Consider the following 18738-nt stretch of genomic DNA (forward strand, 5'->3'; position numbering starts at 1 on the left):
TGCGGGGGAAGCGGCGAGGGCATATGTCGCATACCTGGGGGGTATAGTAGTCCGTGAGGAAGTGACTGCTATGACTCTCCCGATCACCCATACCCAGCCGACACTCCCGTGGCAGGTCACCGGCGTGTTGGCTGTGGTCGCCCACCCCGACGACGAGTCCTTCGGCCTCGGTGCCGTATTGGCGGAGCTGATCTCCCAGGGCGCCCGGGCGAGCGTCCTCTGCTTCACCCACGGCGAGGCCTCCACCCTGCACGGCCGCCCAGGGGAGCTGGCAGTGGTCCGGTCCCAGGAGCTGACGGAAGCGGGGGCGGCACTCGGCCTGTCCCGGGTCGAGCTGCACGACTACCCCGACGGCAACCTGGCCGGCGTACCCGTCGATGAGCTGGCCGCGCACGTCCTGCGACTCATCGGCGAGGAGCGCCCCAGCCACCTGCTGGCATTCGACCTCGGCGGGGTTACCGGCCACCCTGACCACCACCACGCCACCCGGGCCGCCCTGCTCGCCGCTGGCACGGCCGGACTGCCGGTGCTGGCCTGGGCCCTGCCCCGATCGACCACGGAGCAGCTCAACGCCGAACTCGGTACGGCCTTTGTCGGACGCGACCCGGCCGAACTGGACGCGACGCTCTTCGTTAGCCGTGAGCTCCAGGCGGTCGCCATCGCCCGCCACCGCAGCCAGTCGGCCGACAATCCCGTGCTCCGCCGACGGTTGGAACTGCTCGGCGACCGTGAGTACCTGCGATCGATCCACCCGTCGGGACGGACGCCCACGACACGGGGCAGGGAATCCGGACACGTCCGACCGCCGGTCGTCACCCCATAGACCCGGTCAGCCTCGATACCGGTCGTGCGGGCCGGGCCTCGCCCGGACGGGTCAGAGGGCCCGTCGAATACCGGCGCGGACGGCGTCGAGCGCGCCTTCGGGGAAGTCCACCGCACCGCCGAGCTCGGTGGCCTCGAGTTCGGCGCGGGCCGCCTCTTCCAGCGCCTCGACGAGATGGGCGGCGTCCATCGGACGGACGCCGAAGGCGAGCAGGCCGTGGTTGGCGAGGATCACTGCCGAGGTAAGGGGGTGCGACTGCAGGGTCCGCACGATGCCTTCCACCGATTCGGCGGTGCCCCGGGGAGCCCAGGGGACGACCGGGACGTCCTCGGCCTGCCCGAATCTGAGCAGGGCTTCGTATCGGCACGGCAGGGGTCGGCTGGCCAGCGCGAAGCCGGTGACCGCCGGGGAGTGCGTATGGATGATCGCTCCGATGTCACCACGGGTCTGGTAGACCCGCGTGTGCATGGACACGATCTCCATGTTCTCGGGCGTGATGTCGCCCTCGACCACCTCGCCGTCAAGCCGGACGATGGCGAACTGGTCGGCCCCCAGCTGGCGGACGCGTCCCGTGTTGCTGATGACCATCGTGTCGACGTCGGCTCGCGCACTGACGTTGGCGTGGCCGGAGTGGGACATCACCCCGGCTGTGAACAGTTCGCGCACCGCATCGACCAGCTGCGTGCGCAGTTCGTCGGGCGAGGCAGTGGCCACGTCATCCCCCGTCCATCGGGCTGAGATCGGCCGGCGAGATACCCGTCCCGGCACTTTTCACACCCTGCAACCGCAGGTGCGCGGGCACTCAACCTCCGGCTTGCCTACCGCGGATGCGGACCAGGCAGGTCGCTCAAAAGGCCGGGAGCCGGCGCCAGCGTCGAGCTGGTACGCCCGTGCCGACGACGGTCCCGGCCTTCACAGGTCGGCGACGAACTGGGTTCACCAGCCGGCGGGCAGCATGGCGACCGGCATCAGGGCGACCTGGTAGAGGTAGCCGCCATCCTGGGTGCCGGTGGCCCACAGGGCCGTGACCATGTAGATCACCTTGACGGTGTTGTCCTGCGACACCTCGGTCACGTAGACGATGCGGTCGGCCATGATGCCGATCTGCTCTTCGGTCCAGAGAATTCGATCGGCCATGCTGCCGATCTGGTCCTCCGTGTAGAGGACGCCGTTGAGGGTCTGCTCGTACGTGCTCGCTCCGAGCTGGCCCACGTAGACGACCACATCTGTGCCGGCCGGGGCTGCCGATGCGACACTTGGGCGCGCCACACCCACCGCGAGCGCCACCAGGGTCGCAGCCAGCAGAACCATCATCTTCTTGATCATTCGGAAAACCTCCTGTCGGATACCCCCGGGGGTATGTTCCAACCGTAGCCGGGGCGGGCCGACATAGGGGATCTCGGTTAGGCAACTCACAGAGGTTGAGAGACATCGATCAGTTGCTCCGCCGCCAAGCACGTCGGACGGGACATCGCCTCGGTCCGCGAACCTGCAGATCGTCGCCGCGCGCGGCGTTCACAGGGTGCGGCGTGGTCGGCCGGGCCGGTCGTTACGGTCGGCCGCTGTTCGCCCGGACCCGGTCGACCGGCCCGAGACATGCCGGGGGCAGGTGGAACCAGCGCAGCGCCTCGAAGTCGTCCGGTAGGCCGGTCACTCCCTCATCAAGACTATCTTTGCGGGTGCGGAAGATGTCCCGTGCCTCGCGCAGGTAGCCGGTCAGGGCGTCCTCGCCGGCCCTCTCTATCCGGCCCGGGCGCGTCGGCCCGCCGCCGAACAGGTAGTTCAGGTCGGCTAGGCGCAGCGGCGGTCGAGGAGGACCTTCGTAGTGGCGCCACAGCCCGGTGCGGGGGTCGAAGCGGTAGTCGCTCAGCAGCCGGTGCCCGTACCGGGCGACGAGGTCGACTGCGTCGATGAGGTAGTCGGCAACCGTGTCCGAGATGAAGTAGTTGAAGTTGATCCGGGTCCAGCCGGGCTTGATCCCCTCGCAGCCGAGGCCGATCTCGTCACGGAAGGCGTGCGAGCGCTCAGTGTCGATTGCCAGGAGACGATGTCCGTACGGTCCCGCGCAGGAGCAGCCACCGCGGGTCTGGATACCGAACAGGTCGTTGAGCAGCGCGACGACGAAGTTGTGGTGCAGGTAGCGGGCTCCGTGGCGGAGCCGAAGTGACACGATGGACAGGCGACGGGCCTCGGGGTTCCCCAGCACCTCGATCGCCGGGTTGTCGGACCAGCGGTGCAGCGCCCTCGACCACAACCGCTCCTCGCGGGCCTGGATGACATCGGTGCTGACGGCCTGCTTGAGGGCGAACACCAGTCCGGCTCGGATCGATTCGACGATCGCCGGGGTGCCGCCCTCCTCTCGCGCGACCGGGTCGTCGAGATAGCGGTGACTGACGGGGTCGACGAAGGCCACCGTGCCGCCGCCGGGGGCCGTGGGTACCCGGTTCCGGATGAGATCCCGGCGCACCACCAGGACGCCGGGTGTCTGCGGGCCGCCGACGAACTTGTGCGGGGACAGGAACACGGCGTCCTTGCTGTCCCCGGCCCCCGGCTTCGACTCACCCATCCGGATCGGCACGTACGGGCCGGCCGCCGCGTAGTCCCAGAACGACAGCGCCCCGTGGGCGTGCAGCAGTGCGGCGAGCGCGTCGGCGTCGGACAGGATGCCGGTGACGTTGGAGGCCGCCGAGAAGCTGCCGATCCGCAACGGCCGGTCCGCGTAACGGGCCAGCTGCACGGCGAGCTCCGCCTGGTCGATGTGCCCGTCGGCGTCCGCGCCGATGACCACCACGTCGGCGTACGTCTCCCGCCACGGCAATTCGTTCGAGTGGTGTTCGTACGGACCGACGAACACCACCGGCCGCTGCTCAGCCGGAATGTGACGCTGAAGGTCGTAGCGACGCGACGGTGCGTCGGGCAGCCGTAGCTCCAGGATTCCGATCAGCTTGTTGACGGCGGCGGTGGCACCCGAACCGCAGAAGATCACCACGTGCTCGTCCGTCCCGCCCACGGCGTCGTGGATGATCTGCCGGGCATCCTCGCGTAGCCGTCCGGTCGCCAGGCCCGTGCCGGAACTCTCGGTGTGGGTGTTGGCGTAGCGCGGCAGCACCCACTCCCTGATGGCGTCCTCGATGAAATCGAGCGACCGGCCCGACGCGGTGTAGTCGGCGTAGGTGATCCGCCGGGGCCCGTAGGGGCAGTCCAGCACCTCGCCCTCACCGATGATGCCGTCGCGGATCCGCGCCAGCAGCTCATCATTACGGCTGGCCGCCGTCGCATCGCCGGTTACGCCCACGTCCTACCCTCCTGTCCCTGCGAGGCGCCTCGCTGTCAGAGCAGGTCGATGGTGACCGTCGGCGGCGAGGTCAGAGTGTTGTGCACGGTGCAGTGCGAGGCCACGGCCAGCAGGGCAGGCCTGCGCGCCTCCGGGAGATCCTCGGGCACCCGAAGGGAGAGCCGGACCTCGGCCACCCGGGCCGGGCGGTCAGCGGCCATCCGGTAGCTGACAGCGACGCCCAGACCGTCGCGGCTCAAGCCGTGCCGGGTCAGGTACCGGCCGGCGTAGAAGGCAACGCAGGTCGCCAGCGACGCGACGAACAACTCCGTGGGCGTCGGCGCCTCGTCCTCACCCCCCGCCTCGGGCGGCTGGTCCACCAGCATCCGGTGTCCCCGTACCGCGAACTCATAGGATTCCCCAGTCACGAAGCGGACATCCACCGTCCCGGCATCCCCGCCCACGGCCTGCACGTTCAGCTGGCCCATCGGACCGCTCCCCTCGATGTGGTGCTCGTTCAGCCAACACCGGCGCCGGGCCCGATTGGTAGATCCACCTGGATCCGACAACAGGACCTTGTGCCCTGCCGTTACGGCTCCGGTCACTCAAGGTGATCCTCGCGTAGTCGTCGGCTGCTGGCGGCATGTGGCAGGAATCATCAGCGGCCGAAGAGAAGTAGCCCTGACGCGAGCCGGGCGGGGGCAACCCCGTACATGCGGGTGAGCCAGCCGGGTTGGAGCGGATGGCCAGGCGAGCGCGGAGGTAGGCGGCGGGCACAGCCATCACGGTGTATGTTGCGACAACCCGCCGGTCGACGCGACCCAGTGCCCAGTGGGTGACAGTGCCGGGCAACGCCAGGGCGGCGGAGACCGCCAGCGAGGTCGCGAGCGCCCGTTTGATCGGCAAGCGGAGGATCAGCAGGTAGAGCGGGGCGAGGAGGAAATTACCGCCGCTGGCCAGAGTTGCCTACGCCGCACCTCGCCGACAGTGCACTGCAAAGGCCAGGACCGGCGGGCCGCTGTAGTGCAGGGTGGGGGCTTCGCCGTGGGTGGCCACTCTCGCCCGGTGCCATGGGTGATCAGCTCTTCCAACCCGGTGCCGAGGCCGAAGGGCTCGTCGTCGGCGCGGGGGAGCGTGCCGCCGTCCGTTGCGCCAAGTCAGTTTGACTTTGACGGCGCGCGCAGGCGCTGGCGGGCCGGGCGGGGGTCTGCTCGGCTCGTCCCGGGTCCAAGCCGGGTGGAATGCTTCGGCGCCAGGGCGTTTACCTGTCCGGCTTTGATCACGACTCCTCGGTTTTGCGAATGAAGAAGACCAGGATGCCCTCCTCGATGCCACTGGAGAGCAGCTCGTAGCCATTGTCCTCAGCCCAGGCCGGAATGTCGGACAACGCACCCTTGTCCGTGGCCAGCACCTTGATCACCTGGGTCGGGCCCAGCCGCCGCATGGCCTTAGTGGCGGCGAGCACGGGCATCGGACACATCAGGTCACGGGCGTCGACGACCTCGTCGACGTGGATGTCGATAGTCATGCGTCTCCTCCTAGATGAACATGGTCACGTGGGACTTGCGGGCCTCGGACATGAACGCGGCCGCGCCGGCGAATTCCACACCGTCCACGAAGTCGTCGTGGGTGTACCCGAACACGTCGATGGTCATCTGGCAGCCGATGAGCCGTACCCCGAGTTCGCGTGCCTCGTCGAGCAGGGTCCGGATGCTCGCCACGTTGTTCTTCGCGAACTTCGACTTCATCATCCTGGTCGAGAGCGCCTTCATGCCCGGCATCGCGGTCAGCACGTCAGGCATTGGCACCGGCATCGGCATGGCGGGGTTGCCCACCGGGTCGACCAGGAGCTTGCGCTCGGCGTCCTTGTGAATGATGTTCAGGCCGTAGAAGGTGAAGAACACCGACGTCTGCAGGCCGGCGGCGGCCGCCGCGGTGCTCAGGATGAGTGGCGGGTACGCCCAGTCAAGTGTCCCCTTGGAGGCGACCAGGGCCGCGCGGCGGGAAGCCGGGTTCTTTGCCCACGCCCGCTTGATCTCGTCGCGGACGATGCTGCGGACATCCTCCTCAGTCAGCCCGAACTTGGTTCCCGGCGGGGACCCATCCGGAGCGTCTGCCGGAACCTGTGTGTGAAGCTCGGAGGTCATCTCGTTCCTCCATCTCCTGCCGTTACAGGCGATCGTCGTGACTGAACTTCTCTGCGATCATGTGTGCCTCTCGCTGGGCGGCCGTCAGCACATCCGCCGTGATCGCCGCACGTTCTGCCCAGTGCCGGGCTGCCGGTCCGACGACCGGCTCGTCGGCACGGTGCCGCGCCCACCATTCGCGCGCCTGCTCGGCCAGGGCCGCCAGCGTCACAGCGGGATCCTGCTCGAGCAGCGCCCGCAGCACCCGTCGCCGGTCACCCAGCCGCAGGCCCAAGCCGGTACCGCGGGCCACCGTCGCCAGATGGGCGCGGGTGATGATGACGCCGCTGCGGGCCGGCGTGAGCAGACCCGTCAGCAGGCCGTCAAGGCCGCCGCCGTCGCCGAGCGGCGCCACGTCACGCAGGTGCGCCGGTGGGCGGTCGGGCAGACCGATCTCGGCGGCCTCCGCCAGCAGGGCGTCGTGCAGCAACCGCGCCCACTGCGCGTACGGTGCGGGGCCGCTGTCCGCCATCGCACGCGCGTACGCCGGGAGCCAGCTCGCGAGGTGTTCGTGGAACAGCGCGACCCGGGCCTGGCGGCGCATCGTCCGCCGCGGGCCGGCCGGCTCGTCGCACTCCGCGTCGGCCAGCGCCGCGTAGAGCCCGAGCAGGGCGGCGACGTGGTCGGCGTCGGACGGTACCGGCAGCCGCAGCGCCCGCCAGAAGCCCGCGACCCGGTCGGCGGCCTCACCGCCGAGCATGCCTTCCGCGCCGAGGTAGACGGAGGCGTGCGGCACCAACTGCACCACGAATGCCTCGGTCCACTGCTCGCCGCTGGGCCGGGGCAGCCTGAGCAGGTCGGCCAGGCGCAGCTGAGCTTCGCCGGGCGCCTCGGCCAGCGCCCCCAGCGCTCGGAACAGCTCCGCCCGGTTCCGGGTGCGTCCGGGCGCGAACCCGGCCAGCGGCAGCGTGGTCATCGGAGCGCTTCCCCCTCTCGGACCGGGGAGCCATCCTCTGCGGGGAGGTTGAAGATGGGCTTGGCCGGCTTCAGCGGCCGCATCAGCCAGTACGGCCGCCGGGTGCCGTCCGGCGAGTGCCGATGGGCCGGCCGGGCCAGCTCCAGCCACCGTCGGTAGACCTCGTGGGCCTTGGCAGTGTCCACGACGATGTCCCCGTACGCCTCGGCGGGCGTGGCCTTGCGCACCCGTACCGCCTGATGCCAGCAGTGCTGCCCGGAGATCGGGTCCGGGTGCACCGGGAAGGTGAGATTCTGGTGCACGCCGACGTCGCTCCACCAGATCCGGGCGGTGTCCGGATCACTGGACTGATACGGCGACACCCCGGCCAGCCGCGTCATCCGCCACCGGCCGTCGTCCCGGGCCAGGTCGACGGTCGCCATCATCTGCCGCTGGCTGTTCTCACCCTGCGCGGCGAGCTTCCACCGGCCCATGTGGTGGCTGCAGGCCACGACCCCGGGCCGGATGCCCTCGGTGACCCAGGCCTTCACCACGTAGCAGCCGATCTCCGTCTCCACGGTCACCAGGTCTCCGTTGCCGACGTCGATCCGGGTGGCATCGCGCGGGTGGATCCAGAGCGGGTTGGTGTGCGCGAGCTCGTCGAGCCACTTGGCGTTTCCGCCGCGGGTGTGGATCTGCGTCGGGAGGCGGAAGGTGGAGATCAGCACGAGCTGGTCGGGTGCCATCGCCTCGGGGTGCACGTGACTGCGCTCGTACCGGGGGACGGCCTGGTCCCGCCAACCCCAGTCGGCGAGGGTGCGGGAGTAGAACTCCAGCCTGCCGCTGGGGGTGGGGAAGCCGCGGCGGACCGCGCCGTCGATGCGGACGCCGACCGGCCGGCGGCCCTGGTCGTCGGGTTCCGGGGCGGCCATCGGCACGATGTTGGGGGAGGTCGGCGCCGGGGCGCGGGTGTAGACCCGGCCGAAGTTGTCCTCGCCGACGTCGACGAGCTGGTCGTCGGGGACGGGCTCCTCGTAGATCGGGCCGATTCCCTTGCGCACCTCGAACGCGCCGTACCGGCGCATGTACGCCAGCGGGGTCAGCCCTTCGGCGGCGGCCTTCTCCGGCAGGCCGGGTACCGAGTTCTCGAAGATCCAGCCGTAGTACTCGTCGACCGACAGCTTCGTACCCGGCTGCTCCTTCGACTCGTGGTACTGCCGGATGCCCAGGCTGCCGTCCGGATCGATGCGCCAGGAGAGTTCGATCCAGAACTCGTTCTCCTCCCACACCTGTCCTGGGTTGACCTCGCGGGTGTCGCCGACCTGCTCGCCCAGCCGCTCCCGCGCGGCGCGCAGCACCGGCTGGCGGAAGCCGATCCACTGCCCGTCGTACTGCTCGTAGGAGTGCAGGTCGTGCCGTTCGGGGCCGAGCCCCATCGGCAGGACGTAGTCGGCGAGGAAAGCCGTCTCGCTCCACGTCGGCGTGAGCGCGACGTGCAGTCCGACCATGGACTCGTCGGTGAGAACCTCCATCCAGCTCAGCCCGTCCGGGTTGGTCCAGACCGGGTTGTAGACGCGGGTGAAGTAGACGTCGAGCTTCCCTCGGCCTTCCTTCAGGAAGTGCGGGAGGAGGAAGGACAGCTCGTTGAGGGCGAGGGGGTACTCCAGCGGCCAGGTCAGGTCGTTCCAGGTGCCGGGGTGCGGCGGGGTGTGGATGGGCCGCGGCACGAACTTGTTCCACGCGTTCGGGTGGGTGCCGCCCGGCGTCGCGACTGCCCCCAGCATCGCGTTGAGCAGGAACAGGGTGCGGGAGACCTGCCATCCGTGCAGGTTGCCGGCGCTCGCCGAACGCCAGGTGTGGGTGGACAGCCGGGTACCGGCGCCGCCGACCAGCTCGGCCACTCGTTCGATGGTCGCGGCGTCGACGCCGGACTCGGCGGCGGCGAACTCGAACGTGTACGGCGCGTAGAGCTCGCGCAGCACCTCCTCGAACTCCTCGAACACGGGCGCCCGCTCGGGATGCTCGGCGGCCAGGTACTCGGCCCAGTTCCACCAGCGGCGCATGAACTCCCGGTCATGCAGCCCGTTGCGCAGCAGGTACGACGCGACGGCCAGCAGGATGGCCGGCTCCGAACCGGGGTACGGGGAGAGCCAGTGGTCCGCGTGGGTGGCGGTGTTGGACAACCGGGTGTCGAAGACGATCAGCTTGGCACCACGTTGCTTCGCCTCCATCACCCGCTGCGCGTGCGGGTTGAAGTAGTGTCCCGCCTCCAGGTGGGAGCTGACCAGCAGGATGACGTCGGCGTTGGCGTGGTCCGGGCTGGGCCGGTCGATGCCGGTCCAGAAGTGGTATCCGGCCCGCGCGCCACTGGAGCAGACGTTGGTGTGCGAGTTGTGCCCGTCCACGCCCCAGCTGGCCAGCACCCGCTCGGTGAAGCCGTCCTCGCCGGGCCGTCCGACGTGGTACATGATCTCGTTGCGCCGGTCCTCCACGACGGCGGTGCGGATCCGGGAGGCGATGTCGTCGAGCGCAACGTCCCAGCTGACCGGCGCCCACCGTCCCTCACCGCGCGCGCCGACCCGCTTGAGCGGTTGCAGGATCCGGTCGGGGTCGGTGACCTGGTTAATGGTGGCCGGGCCCTTGGCGCAGTTGCGCCCACGCGATCCGGGATGCTCGGGGTTGCCCTCGAACTTGCGGACCTGGGCGGTGTCCCGGTCCACGTAAGCCAGCAGGCCGCAGGCGGACTCGCAGTTGAAGCAGGTGGTCGGCACCAGCAGGTAGTGCCGCTCGGTCCGCTTCGGCCAGTCCCGGGACTCCAGCTCCACCCAGTCGTCCCAACGCTCCTTCGGAGGGAACGCGGCCAGGTGGACCCGGCTCGGCCCCGGGTAGAACGTCTCGCCTCGGGCGTCGGCCTCGGCCCGGGCCGCGCTGACCCGGCCGGCGATGTCGTCAACTCGTGTCATTGCGGTGTCTCCTAGGCGAGGGGGACCGATTGGCCGGCCTGGACGTAGGCGTGTTCGTGCAGGGCCAGGCCGGCGAGCGCGACCACCGCGGCCGCGGCGACCAGCCCACCGCCGAGGCCGACCGACACGACTCCGGCCGCGGCCAGCAGGGCGAGGGCCACCAGGGCCAGGCTCGCCCGGTAGGGCCAGCGGTACCGGCCGCCGGTCATCGCGTACGTGGCGAGCCTCGCGTGGGCGGTGACATGCGGCAGCGTGACCTCGCCGAGCACGAACAGCAGGTGTGCCAGGGTGGCGCCGCCGAGCACCCAGCCCAGGGCGTGGGTCACTCCATCGGTCCGCCATGCCTGGATCGGGAGCAGCACCGCCGCGCCGGCGAGGAACGCCTGCACCGCCAGGTGTGGTGGGAGCAGCGGGCTCTGCCACAGGTCGCGTGCCTTGGCCTGAGCGAACAGGTACGCGGTGTAGACCGCGGTGAGCAGGGCCAGCGGCAGTCCCGCGACGGCCGCGCCGGTCCGCAGGGCGGGGGCGTCGATGATCGCGGCGAGCAGGTGCAGCCCCAGTACGGCGGCGAAGCCGCCCAGGATGATCCCGCCGCGGGCCAGCCAGGAGCGCCACTGTGGCCGGGTCAGGATCAGATAGAACCGTTCCGGGTGTTCGAGGTCCCAGATCAGTAGGGCTGCGGTCAGGGCCAGAAACGTGGCGGCGACGACCGGAGCGATCCAGACCCAGAGCGAGCTGGCGGCGTCGAGCCTGCCCAGCAGCACCAGGAGCAGGGGGACCAGATACGCCCCGGCCGCGATGCTCTTCGTCCAGGTGTAGGCGCTGACCCGCCAGTCCCAGGGCGCGCGGTGCGCGATGTCGTACGAGATGATGGCGGCGGCGCTGCTGGACTGGGCCGTGGTCGGTCCCTGCACGATGTGCGGACCCGTCGGTTGCTCGGCCCAGGCGTAGGTGTCCCCCTCCGGTCGGCCGGCGGCGAGGGGATCCAGCGTGGCCTGCGTGGCTCCCTTGTAGAACAGCTTCGGCCTGGTGCCCTTTTCGGGCCGGCGGACCGACACCGGTTCGCGGTTGACGATCTGCGCCACGGCGGAGTCGGGGTCGTTCAGGTCGCCGACCATGATCGCTTGGGTGGGGCAGACGACCACGCAGGCCGGCTCCAGTCCCACTTCGAGGCGGTGTGCGCAGAAGTTGCACTTCTCCGCGCAGTGGTCCTCGGGGTTGATGAAGATCGCATCGTAGGGACAGGCCGCCATGCAGAACTTGCAGCCGATGCAGGCGTTCTTGTCGAAGTCGACGATGCCGTCGTCGCGGACGTACATCGCGCTGGTGGGGCAGGCGGCCACGCAGGGTGCGTCGGTGCATTGGTTGCAGCGGGTGACCTGGAACGCCCGCCGGGCCTGCGGGAATGCACCGACGTCGACGTTCTTGACGAACGTGCGGGTCACCGAGAGCGGCACGTCGTTCTCCGACTTGCATGCCGTGGTGCAGGCATGACAGCCCACGCATTTAGTCTGGTCGATGACTTTCGCCCACGCGGGGCTGGGTGGCCCCGTTCCGATCGAGCGGGCGATGATTGGCGGCGCGGGCTCGTGTGGCATTGCGCCCTCCCGGCTAGGAGTCGGTGGTCGTGGTTTCCAGTAGGCGTGCCCGGTGCTGCACGCTGGCGCAGACGATCTCGCAGAGCCGCTCGATCGTCTTCTCGACGACCCGGTAGAAGACCTGGTTGCCGACCTTGCGTCGGCCGAGGACCCCGCCGAGGGTCAGTTTCCGTAGGTGTTGGGACGCGTTGGCGACCGAGATCCCGGCGGCCTCCGCCAGCTCGCCGACGGATGTTTCCCCGCGCTCGCACAGCAGGCTCACCAGATGCAGCCGCGTCGGATCGCCGAGGAGGGCGAACCGTGCGGCGGTCTCGTCGAGCATCGGTCCGGGGCCAAGCGCCATGGACAGACGCTAGTTCTTGGGTCTTCAATTAGTCAATTGATTGCTGGCCAAAAACGTGAGGCGGTGTGTCATGGACTTCGAGGTCTTCACCACGCCCGGGCTCGGGGACAACAGCTATCTGCTGCGCTCGGGCGACGAGGCGGTCCTGGTCGATCCCCAGCGGGACGCGTGGCGGTTCCTCGCCGCGGCCGAGACGCTGGGGGTACGGGTGCGTGCGGTGCTGGAGACGCACGTGCACAACGACTACGTCTCCGGTGCGCACGAGGTGCGCGCCGCCACCGGCGCGGAGCTGGTGCTGCCCGCCCGAGGCGGTTACGAGTTCCCGCACCGGCCGGTCGACGAGGGCGACGAGGTCGCCGTGGGCGATCTGCGGCTGGTCGCCACGGCCACGCCGGGCCACACCCCGGAGCACCTCGCCTGGCTCGCCTACCAGGCAGGAACAACGGAGCCGCAGACCCTGTTCAGCGGGGGCAGCCTGCTACTCGGCAGCGCCGGGCGTACGGACCTGCTCGGCCCGGATTTCACCGACCGCCTGACCCAGGACCAGTACGCCAGCCTGTCCCGACTCGCCACGCTTCCCGACGACGTGCGGGTGCTGCCCACCCACGGCGCGGGGAGTTTCTGCGTGGCGGCTATGCCGTCCACCTCGCCGACCAGCCTCATCGGTACCGAGCGCCAGCGCAATCCGCTACTGCTCGCCGCAGATTTCGCCAGCTTCGCCGAGGAGCTGTCCGGGGAACTCATGGCCTACCCGAGCTACTACGCGCACATGGGGACGATCAACAGGGCGGGGGCTCCCGCGCTCGGCACGGTCCCGCAACCACCCGAGGTCACCCCGGCCGACGTGACCGAGGCCCTGTGGGCGGGCCTGTGGGTGGTCGACGCCCGCGATCGGGCCGCATTCGCCGCCGCGCACGTTCCCGGCTCGATCAACATCGAGCTGAACTCCGGGTTCGCGAGCTACGTCGGGTGGCTGCTGCCGTTCGACGCCCCCATGCTGCTGATCCTGCCCGAGCCGGCACCCGAGTCGTTGCGGGAGGTGATGACCCAGCTCATCCGGATCGGCTGGAGCAACGTGCAGGGGTACCTGCCGGGTGGGGTCGAGCGGTGGCGTTCGCACGGCGGTGACGTGTCGTCGTACCCCCTCGTCAGCGCCGACGATCTCTGCGACGCGTACGTCCGCGGCCACCAGCCGGCGGTGCTCGACGTCCGTCAGCCACTCGAGTGGCAGTGGGGCACCATCCCCGGCAGCCACACCGTCTTCGTCGCCGACCTCCCGGCGCGCCGGCAGGAACTCCCCCGTACCGAACCGGTGTGGGTGATCTGCTCGAACGGGCACCGGGCCGCGATCGCGGCGAGCCTGCTCGACCGCGCCGCCGTGCCGGTCCGACTGGTCGGAGACGGTGGCGTCGGGGAATGGCGGGTACGGTGCCGGTCCCTGCGGACCGCAAGCGTTTAGCCGGGAACGTCGCCGTTCACGGAGAGACGGGCGGGTCCGGCCGCCCGGGGCGGACCGGCACGTTCGCGCGGCGGTATGGGCGGGTTCAGGGTGTTCGTGGGCTTTGCGCAGTGTGGTGTGGCCCGTGGGCGACCGCGGACCAGATCGCACGGCTGGTCCGGGAGGCAAGCTTTCCCGCCGTGGTCGATTCGGTGATCAGCATGTCCCCGATCGGCACGGCGAACGCGGCGATGACCGGGCGAACCATATACCCTAGGGGGTATTGTGGTTGGTGGAGAGGTGATAGCCATGACGCTTCCGACTACCGGCACCTGGCCGAAGCTTCCTTGGCAGGTCACCGGGGTGCTCGCCGTGGTCGCCCACCCCGACGACGAATCCTCTGGCCTTGGTGCCGTGTTGGAGGAGCTGATCACCCACGGCGCCCGGGCGAGCGTGCTCTGTTTCACCCGCGGCGGAGCCTCCACCCTGCACGGCAGCCCTGGAGAGTTCGCGGTCACCCGGTCGCAGGAGATGCACGGTGCCAGTGCCGCACTCGGCGTGTCCCGGGTCGAGCTGCACGACTACCCGGACGGCAACCTCGGCGCGGTGCCCCTCGATGAGCTGGCCGGTCACATCCTGCGGCTGATCGGTGAGGAACGCCCCAGTCACCTGATGGTCTTCGACCTCGGCGGGGTTACCCGCCACCCTGACCACCACCGCGCCACCCAGGCCGCCCTAGCCGCTGCCGGCGTGGCCGGCCTGCCGGTGCTGGCCTGGGCGGTGCCCAGGTGGGTCGCGGAGCAGCTGAATGCCGAACTCGGCACGACCTTCATGGGACGCGACCCGGCCGAACTGGACGCGGCGCTTGTCGTGCGTCGCCGGCTCCAAGCAGCCGCCATCGCCTGCCACCGCAGTCAGTCCATCGAGAATCCGGTGCTGCGCCGCCGCTTGGAACTGCTCGGCGACCATGAGTACCTGCGATTCATTGACCCGGCGACGCTGGCGGGCACAACATCAGGTTGCGTGGCGGCGGGATACGTTCGCCCGCCCGTGTTCACCGGTTGAGGCGCCGTCGCACCGGTATGCGTCGCGCGAGAATGATCATCTGAGGAGTCTGCGGTAGCAGATGGCTGAATGAGGTCGACCAAGAGTTCAGCGCGCTTCAAAGATGCGGCTCCGGGCGTCGCTGGTCCCGCCCGCTCCGGTCGGGCCGTGTGGGCACAGATGTGGGGCGGCACCAGGAGTGCTGGTCATGAGCTGGCGTTGACAGTTTGGGGTTGAGGCGAGTTGCAGTGCAGATGCTGGACCGGCGGCGTGAGGGACGGTGCGAGGGGCGCCTCTGCTCACCTGCCCCGGCGGGCGGCTCTACCCCGTGAAGAAGACGGCAACAGTCCGCCGCCGCGGGTACCTGAGTGCTCTTCCGGGCCCCTACGCCTTTGCCAGCAGGTCGAGCGCGGGCTGCACCAGCTTGTGGTACTGGGCCTCGACCAGGGACGGCGGCAGGGATCGCATGAACGTATTGCGCACGGTGCGGGCCAACGGATTGGTCCAGTGCGAGAACTTCCCAATGCGCCGGGAGGTGAGCTGTATCGCGCGCACTCGCTCGTGCCGCAACGTCGTGTACCGCTGCAGGGCTCCGGCGATACCCGGCCGCAGCGCCTTCATCAGGCCATAAGCGTCCTCGATGGCCATGGCCGCGCCCTGCCCCTGGTTGGGGGTCATGGCATGTGCGGCATCGCCGAGCAGGAACACCCGATCGCTGCCCCACACCGGCGCGGCCAGTTCCTCCAGGTCGTGGTGTAGCGGCGGCCGATCGGTCAGCATGTCGAACAGCCTGGTCAGATCCGAGTGATGCGCGGCGAAGGCGGCCCGGAAGCCGTCCGGCCAGTCGAGTTCGGGCGCGCGGCGCGGCGCCGACCTGACCAGGTAGTAGTAGAGCTGACCGCCGCGCAGCGGGACGACGCCGATGCGGGTGCCCGGGCCCCAGGCCTCCACCGCCCGAAGGAAGCCGGGGTTGCGAGTGAGGCCGCGCCAAGAGGTGGCACCGCTGTAGAGCAGCGGCTGCTGTCCCAAGCTGAGCCTGCGGACGGTCGAGTGCAGGCCGTCCGCTCCGACGACCACGTCGAAGGTGTGTGGATCCGGTTCGTCGCCGAACCAGACAGATACCCCGCGGGAATCCTGCCGGATTCCGTTGGCGCTGCTACCAAGGATCAGCTGCACCCGTTCGGGTAACTGCTCCAGCAGGGCGGCGTGCAGGTCGGGCCGCGACAGTGCCCACATCGGACCGTATTGCCCGGCCAGGCGCTGGGTCTCCAGCCGTTGTAGCAGCTGCCCGCCGGCGCCGACCAGGTCGAGCGAGGGTAGAGCGTGGCCGTGCCGGGACAGGTCGACGCCGAGCTCGGCGAGGATCTTGGCGGCGTTGGGTGCCATGATGATGCCCGCGCCGACTGGCGAAAACTGCTCCATCTTCTCCGCCAGTGTGACCTGGTGGCCGGTCCTCGCCAGCGCGATGGCGGCGGTCAGTCCACCGATGCCACCGCCGACAACGAGTGTCTTCATGCTCCATCCTCCATGCGGAATAGGCGATGCAGCGATGCTGCGAGCAGGGCCAATTGCTGCGGTCGCTCCAACTCGCCTCGTAGGCCGGCCACGAGGAAGGCGAAATACAGCCCGAAGTACGCCGTGAAGGCCAGAGTTGGGTCGATGTCGGGGATGGCTTCGGCGCCGACGCCCTCGGTGATCCGTTCGGTGACCCAGTCCTGAAACTGTTGGATGCGCTGCTGTGCCGGGCCGTGTGGACCGGATCGGAACAGGGTCGCGGCCAAGTACTGCCGGGCCAGGTCAGGCTCGTCGTCATAGCCCTCATACAGGCAGCCGGCCACATGGACCAGCTGTCCGACCAGGTCCGCGCTGGCTGGCACGGTGTCCATGCCCAGTTGCAGCGCCTGCCCGATGCGCTCGTCGAGCAGCGTCTCGACGAGCAGGTTCATGTCCGCGAAATGGACAAAGAAGGTTCCGGCCGCCACCCCGGCCTCGGCGGCGATCTCGCGGGTGGTCGTCGCCGCGAGCCCGCGCCGTTCGATGACGCGCCGCGCGGCCGCCAGCAGCTCATGCCGGGTCTGCTCCTTGCGCTGCTGCCGCACCCCCGTAGGCGCGGACTTTGACTCCTCGCTCATTCACTGAGCATACTCAGTGAGTGCGCTCGGTCAACAGCTTCCTCCGAATATTCGGGCAGGCCGCTGTTGCGTCACACCAGGTCCTGACGCGGAAGCCGACGGCGCCGGATCCGCCTCGGCGACTTCGCCGACCAGTCGCGGACGACCACACCGCAGGGGCGGCGTGTCGGAGACGCACTGGATCCGGCGTGGTCGGCGCTGGCGACGAGCCAGCAGCGCCCGAATCTGCGGCTCGACCGCATCCACGATCGAACCGCGAGTGACCCGCTGATAGCGGGGCGGTTCATGGCTCCCAAGCGCCTTGCGCACCGTGTTCCGTGAGACCTCCAGCCGACGAGGGATGGCCGTGATCGCCAACCCTCGGCCCGGTACAACCAGCGGATCTCCGCCCGGTCCTCCACGGCCAGCACCTCCCGATGCTTCCGGAAGGGGTCAGAATTCAGCGGCCCGGAACCATGGGGTCAGTTATCAGGCGGAGCCGACAACCTTGTGGGGGACTCGCGCCTCGACGGGGTGCACCCCCATCAGATGGTGGTTACGCAAGAGACAGGAACAGCTTCTCCATCTGTTCGAGATTGGCCTTCTGGTCCTCGCCCGCGGCACCGCTGACGCACTGCTGCAGCCCGCTAGCGATGATCTTGAACCCGGCGCGGTCCAGTGCTCGCGACACCGCTGCGAGCTGGGTCACCACGTCGGCGCAGTCTCGACCGTCTTCAAGCATGCCGATGACGCCGCGAATCTGGCCCTCGGCGCGGCGAAGCCGTTTGATCACGTCACCGACTGCATTTTCGTCGACCTGCATGTTCAAGCCCCTCTCCATGTCCGGCGCCAAATGTACACCGGGGGGGTATGGAATTGCGGCATGCTACTATCGCCGCATATACCCAGGGGGGTATGTAGGAGACGGTTCTGCGATGATTGAAGTAGACCTTGCGACGTTTTCCCACGCGCGCTCCGACGCTGCGGTGGTTATCGACGTCCGCGAGCCGCACGAGTACATGATCGGGCACGCGGCTCATGCACGCGTGGTTCTGCTGGGACACGTGCCGGCGTGCGCCGCGGAGATTCGTCGCGGTGAGGCGGTCAACGTCATCTGCGCCAACGGTAACCGCAGTCGAATTGCGGCCGCCTACCTGGATTGGCTTGGGAGTACGGGTCTAGGTCCACCCGACAGCCGGACGGAGCGGCCAGCATTTACATGGGAGGAGCACACATGGCCACCACGATCAGTGACCGGCGCGGGAGGGGTGGGTCACCATGACGCTGTTCCGTCCGCGACCGGATCGTCCCCCGCTGCACGAGGTGGGGGAGACGCCGGACTACCGCTTCAGCTTGGCGAACGAGCGTACGTTCCTCGCCTGGATCCGCACGTCGCTGGCGCTGCTGGCCGGTGGTGTGGCGGTCGTTCAAATCGTGCCGGACTTCGCGTTCGCGGGGGCCCGGCCGATGCTCGGGGTCATACTCATCGTGATGTCCACCGTCATCGCCGCGACGAGCTACGCGCGGTGGGAGCGCCGCGAGCGGGCGATCCGGCTCGGCGGGCCGCTGCCCCGGTCGGTGCTTCCACGGGTGGTTGGCATCGGGCTGTCCGTGGTTATGGTGCTGGCGCTGGTCTTCGTGCTGATGGAAGTGGTGCGAGGACAAGAATGAGACGTCCCGAGCCCGCACATCCAACGGAAGTCATCGACGTGGGCCTGCAGAGCGAACGCACCTACCTCGCCTGGCAGCGCACCGCCCTGGCCTTCGCGGGAGTCGGCGCGCTGCTGCTCTACACCGGCCTGTCCCGCGGACCGGCGCTCGCCATCCCCGGGGGACTTGGGCTGCTCACTGGCGTTGTCCTGCTCGCTTGGGCGCGACCGCGCTATCGACTGATGGTGGCGGCAGCGGGTTCTGGTCGTGCCGTGGCGGACCGTCGGATGGTGGTCGGCGTCGCGACGGCGGCCACATTGTTGGCCCTGGCTGGTTTCGCCGTCCTACTCGCGGCGGCCCGCCACAGCACGGCGTGACACCTCGCGGCCAGCCCGAGCCGGCCAGCGGATGCG

At 69.3% G+C, this 18738-nt stretch carries 19 protein-coding genes; 5 read left to right on the forward strand and 14 right to left on the reverse strand.

The window, feature by feature from the left end; all coding sequences use genetic code 11:
- Positions 1 to 70: 70 nt before the first annotated feature.
- Positions 71 to 823, forward strand: a complete 753-nt coding sequence (locus FHX31_RS09405) for a PIG-L deacetylase family protein (RefSeq protein WP_145752067.1) — start codon at positions 71 to 73, stop codon at positions 821 to 823.
- Between the two features lie 51 nt (positions 824 to 874).
- On the opposite strand, the gene FHX31_RS09410 is transcribed toward FHX31_RS09405, so the two are convergent.
- The 11 genes from FHX31_RS09410 to FHX31_RS09460 form a co-directional block, all read right to left on the reverse strand.
- Entirely contained in the window at positions 875 to 1537 is a 663-nt protein-coding gene (locus FHX31_RS09410) for a class II aldolase/adducin family protein (RefSeq protein ID WP_221488043.1), read from the reverse strand.
- A 222-nt stretch (positions 1538 to 1759) separates the two neighbouring features.
- Entirely contained in the window at positions 1760 to 2149 is a 390-nt protein-coding gene (locus FHX31_RS09415) for a hypothetical protein (protein ID WP_145752069.1), read from the reverse strand.
- A gap of 223 nt (positions 2150 to 2372) precedes the next feature.
- The gene (locus FHX31_RS09420) at positions 2373 to 4118 is read right to left on the reverse strand and encodes an aminotransferase class V-fold PLP-dependent enzyme (protein WP_145752072.1); all 1746 of its coding nucleotides are present in this window, start codon (positions 4116 to 4118) and stop codon (positions 2373 to 2375) included.
- A gap of 35 nt (positions 4119 to 4153) precedes the next feature.
- Positions 4154 to 4525: an OsmC family protein gene (locus tag FHX31_RS09425; protein WP_225319522.1), complete on the reverse strand. Its 372-nt coding sequence runs from the start codon at positions 4523 to 4525 to the stop codon at positions 4154 to 4156.
- Positions 4506 to 5057 carry a sulfite exporter TauE/SafE family protein gene (locus FHX31_RS09430; protein ID WP_145752161.1) on the reverse strand — a complete coding sequence of 184 codons (552 nt, stop codon included), beginning with the start codon at positions 5055 to 5057 and terminating at the stop codon, positions 4506 to 4508. The genes FHX31_RS09425 and FHX31_RS09430 overlap by 20 nt, the downstream gene beginning before the upstream one ends.
- 319 nt (positions 5058 to 5376) lie before the next feature.
- Positions 5377 to 5625: a sulfurtransferase TusA family protein gene (locus FHX31_RS09435; protein WP_221488044.1), complete on the reverse strand. Its 249-nt coding sequence runs from the start codon at positions 5623 to 5625 to the stop codon at positions 5377 to 5379.
- A 10-nt stretch (positions 5626 to 5635) separates the two neighbouring features.
- Positions 5636 to 6244 carry a DsrE/DsrF/DrsH-like family protein gene (locus FHX31_RS09440; protein WP_145752076.1) on the reverse strand — a complete coding sequence of 203 codons (609 nt, stop codon included), beginning with the start codon at positions 6242 to 6244 and terminating at the stop codon, positions 5636 to 5638.
- Between the two features lie 22 nt (positions 6245 to 6266).
- On the reverse strand, positions 6267 to 7199 hold the full coding sequence (locus FHX31_RS09445; RefSeq protein WP_145752078.1) for a molecular chaperone TorD family protein: 933 nt from the start codon (positions 7197 to 7199) through the stop codon (positions 6267 to 6269).
- Entirely contained in the window at positions 7196 to 10141 is a 2946-nt protein-coding gene (locus FHX31_RS09450; protein ID WP_145752080.1) for a molybdopterin dinucleotide binding domain-containing protein, read from the reverse strand. Before FHX31_RS09450 ends, FHX31_RS09445 begins: the two co-directional genes overlap by 4 nt.
- Before the next feature lie 11 nt (positions 10142 to 10152).
- The gene (locus FHX31_RS09455; RefSeq protein ID WP_145752083.1) at positions 10153 to 11739 is read right to left on the reverse strand and encodes a 4Fe-4S dicluster domain-containing protein; all 1587 of its coding nucleotides are present in this window, start codon (positions 11737 to 11739) and stop codon (positions 10153 to 10155) included.
- Between the two features lie 13 nt (positions 11740 to 11752).
- Positions 11753 to 12082 (reverse strand): ArsR/SmtB family transcription factor, encoded by a 330-nt coding sequence (locus FHX31_RS09460; RefSeq protein ID WP_145752084.1) that lies wholly within the window; start codon positions 12080 to 12082, stop codon positions 11753 to 11755.
- Positions 12083 to 12152: 70 nt separating this feature from the next.
- On the opposite strand from FHX31_RS09460, the gene FHX31_RS09465 reads away from it, so the two are divergent.
- Positions 12153 to 13541: an MBL fold metallo-hydrolase gene (locus FHX31_RS09465; RefSeq protein ID WP_145752086.1), complete on the forward strand. Its 1389-nt coding sequence runs from the start codon at positions 12153 to 12155 to the stop codon at positions 13539 to 13541.
- Positions 13542 to 13829: 288 nt separating this feature from the next.
- Positions 13830 to 14585, forward strand: coding sequence for a PIG-L deacetylase family protein (locus FHX31_RS09470; protein ID WP_145752088.1), 756 nt, complete (start codon positions 13830 to 13832; stop codon positions 14583 to 14585).
- Positions 14586 to 14948: 363 nt separating this feature from the next.
- Here FHX31_RS09470 and FHX31_RS09475 read toward each other — a convergent pair whose 3' ends face one another.
- The 3 genes from FHX31_RS09475 to FHX31_RS09485 form a co-directional block, all read right to left on the reverse strand.
- On the reverse strand, positions 14949 to 16079 hold the full coding sequence (locus FHX31_RS09475; protein ID WP_145752090.1) for an FAD-dependent monooxygenase: 1131 nt from the start codon (positions 16077 to 16079) through the stop codon (positions 14949 to 14951).
- The gene (locus FHX31_RS09480; RefSeq protein ID WP_145752092.1) at positions 16076 to 16696 is read right to left on the reverse strand and encodes a TetR/AcrR family transcriptional regulator; all 621 of its coding nucleotides are present in this window, start codon (positions 16694 to 16696) and stop codon (positions 16076 to 16078) included. The genes FHX31_RS09475 and FHX31_RS09480 overlap by 4 nt, the downstream gene beginning before the upstream one ends.
- Before the next feature lie 535 nt (positions 16697 to 17231).
- Positions 17232 to 17498, reverse strand: a complete 267-nt coding sequence (locus FHX31_RS09485; RefSeq protein ID WP_145752166.1) for a metal-sensitive transcriptional regulator — start codon at positions 17496 to 17498, stop codon at positions 17232 to 17234.
- Positions 17499 to 17953: 455 nt separating this feature from the next.
- On the opposite strand from FHX31_RS09485, the gene FHX31_RS09490 reads away from it, so the two are divergent.
- On the forward strand, positions 17954 to 18346 hold the full coding sequence (locus tag FHX31_RS09490; RefSeq protein ID WP_145752095.1) for a YidH family protein: 393 nt from the start codon (positions 17954 to 17956) through the stop codon (positions 18344 to 18346).
- Positions 18343 to 18702: a DUF202 domain-containing protein gene (locus FHX31_RS09495; RefSeq protein WP_145752097.1), complete on the forward strand. Its 360-nt coding sequence runs from the start codon at positions 18343 to 18345 to the stop codon at positions 18700 to 18702. The genes FHX31_RS09490 and FHX31_RS09495 overlap by 4 nt, the downstream gene beginning before the upstream one ends.
- The last annotated feature ends 36 nt before the right edge of the window (positions 18703 to 18738 follow it).

The sequence above is a fragment of the Micromonospora sp. CNZ286 genome (assembly GCF_014207755.1).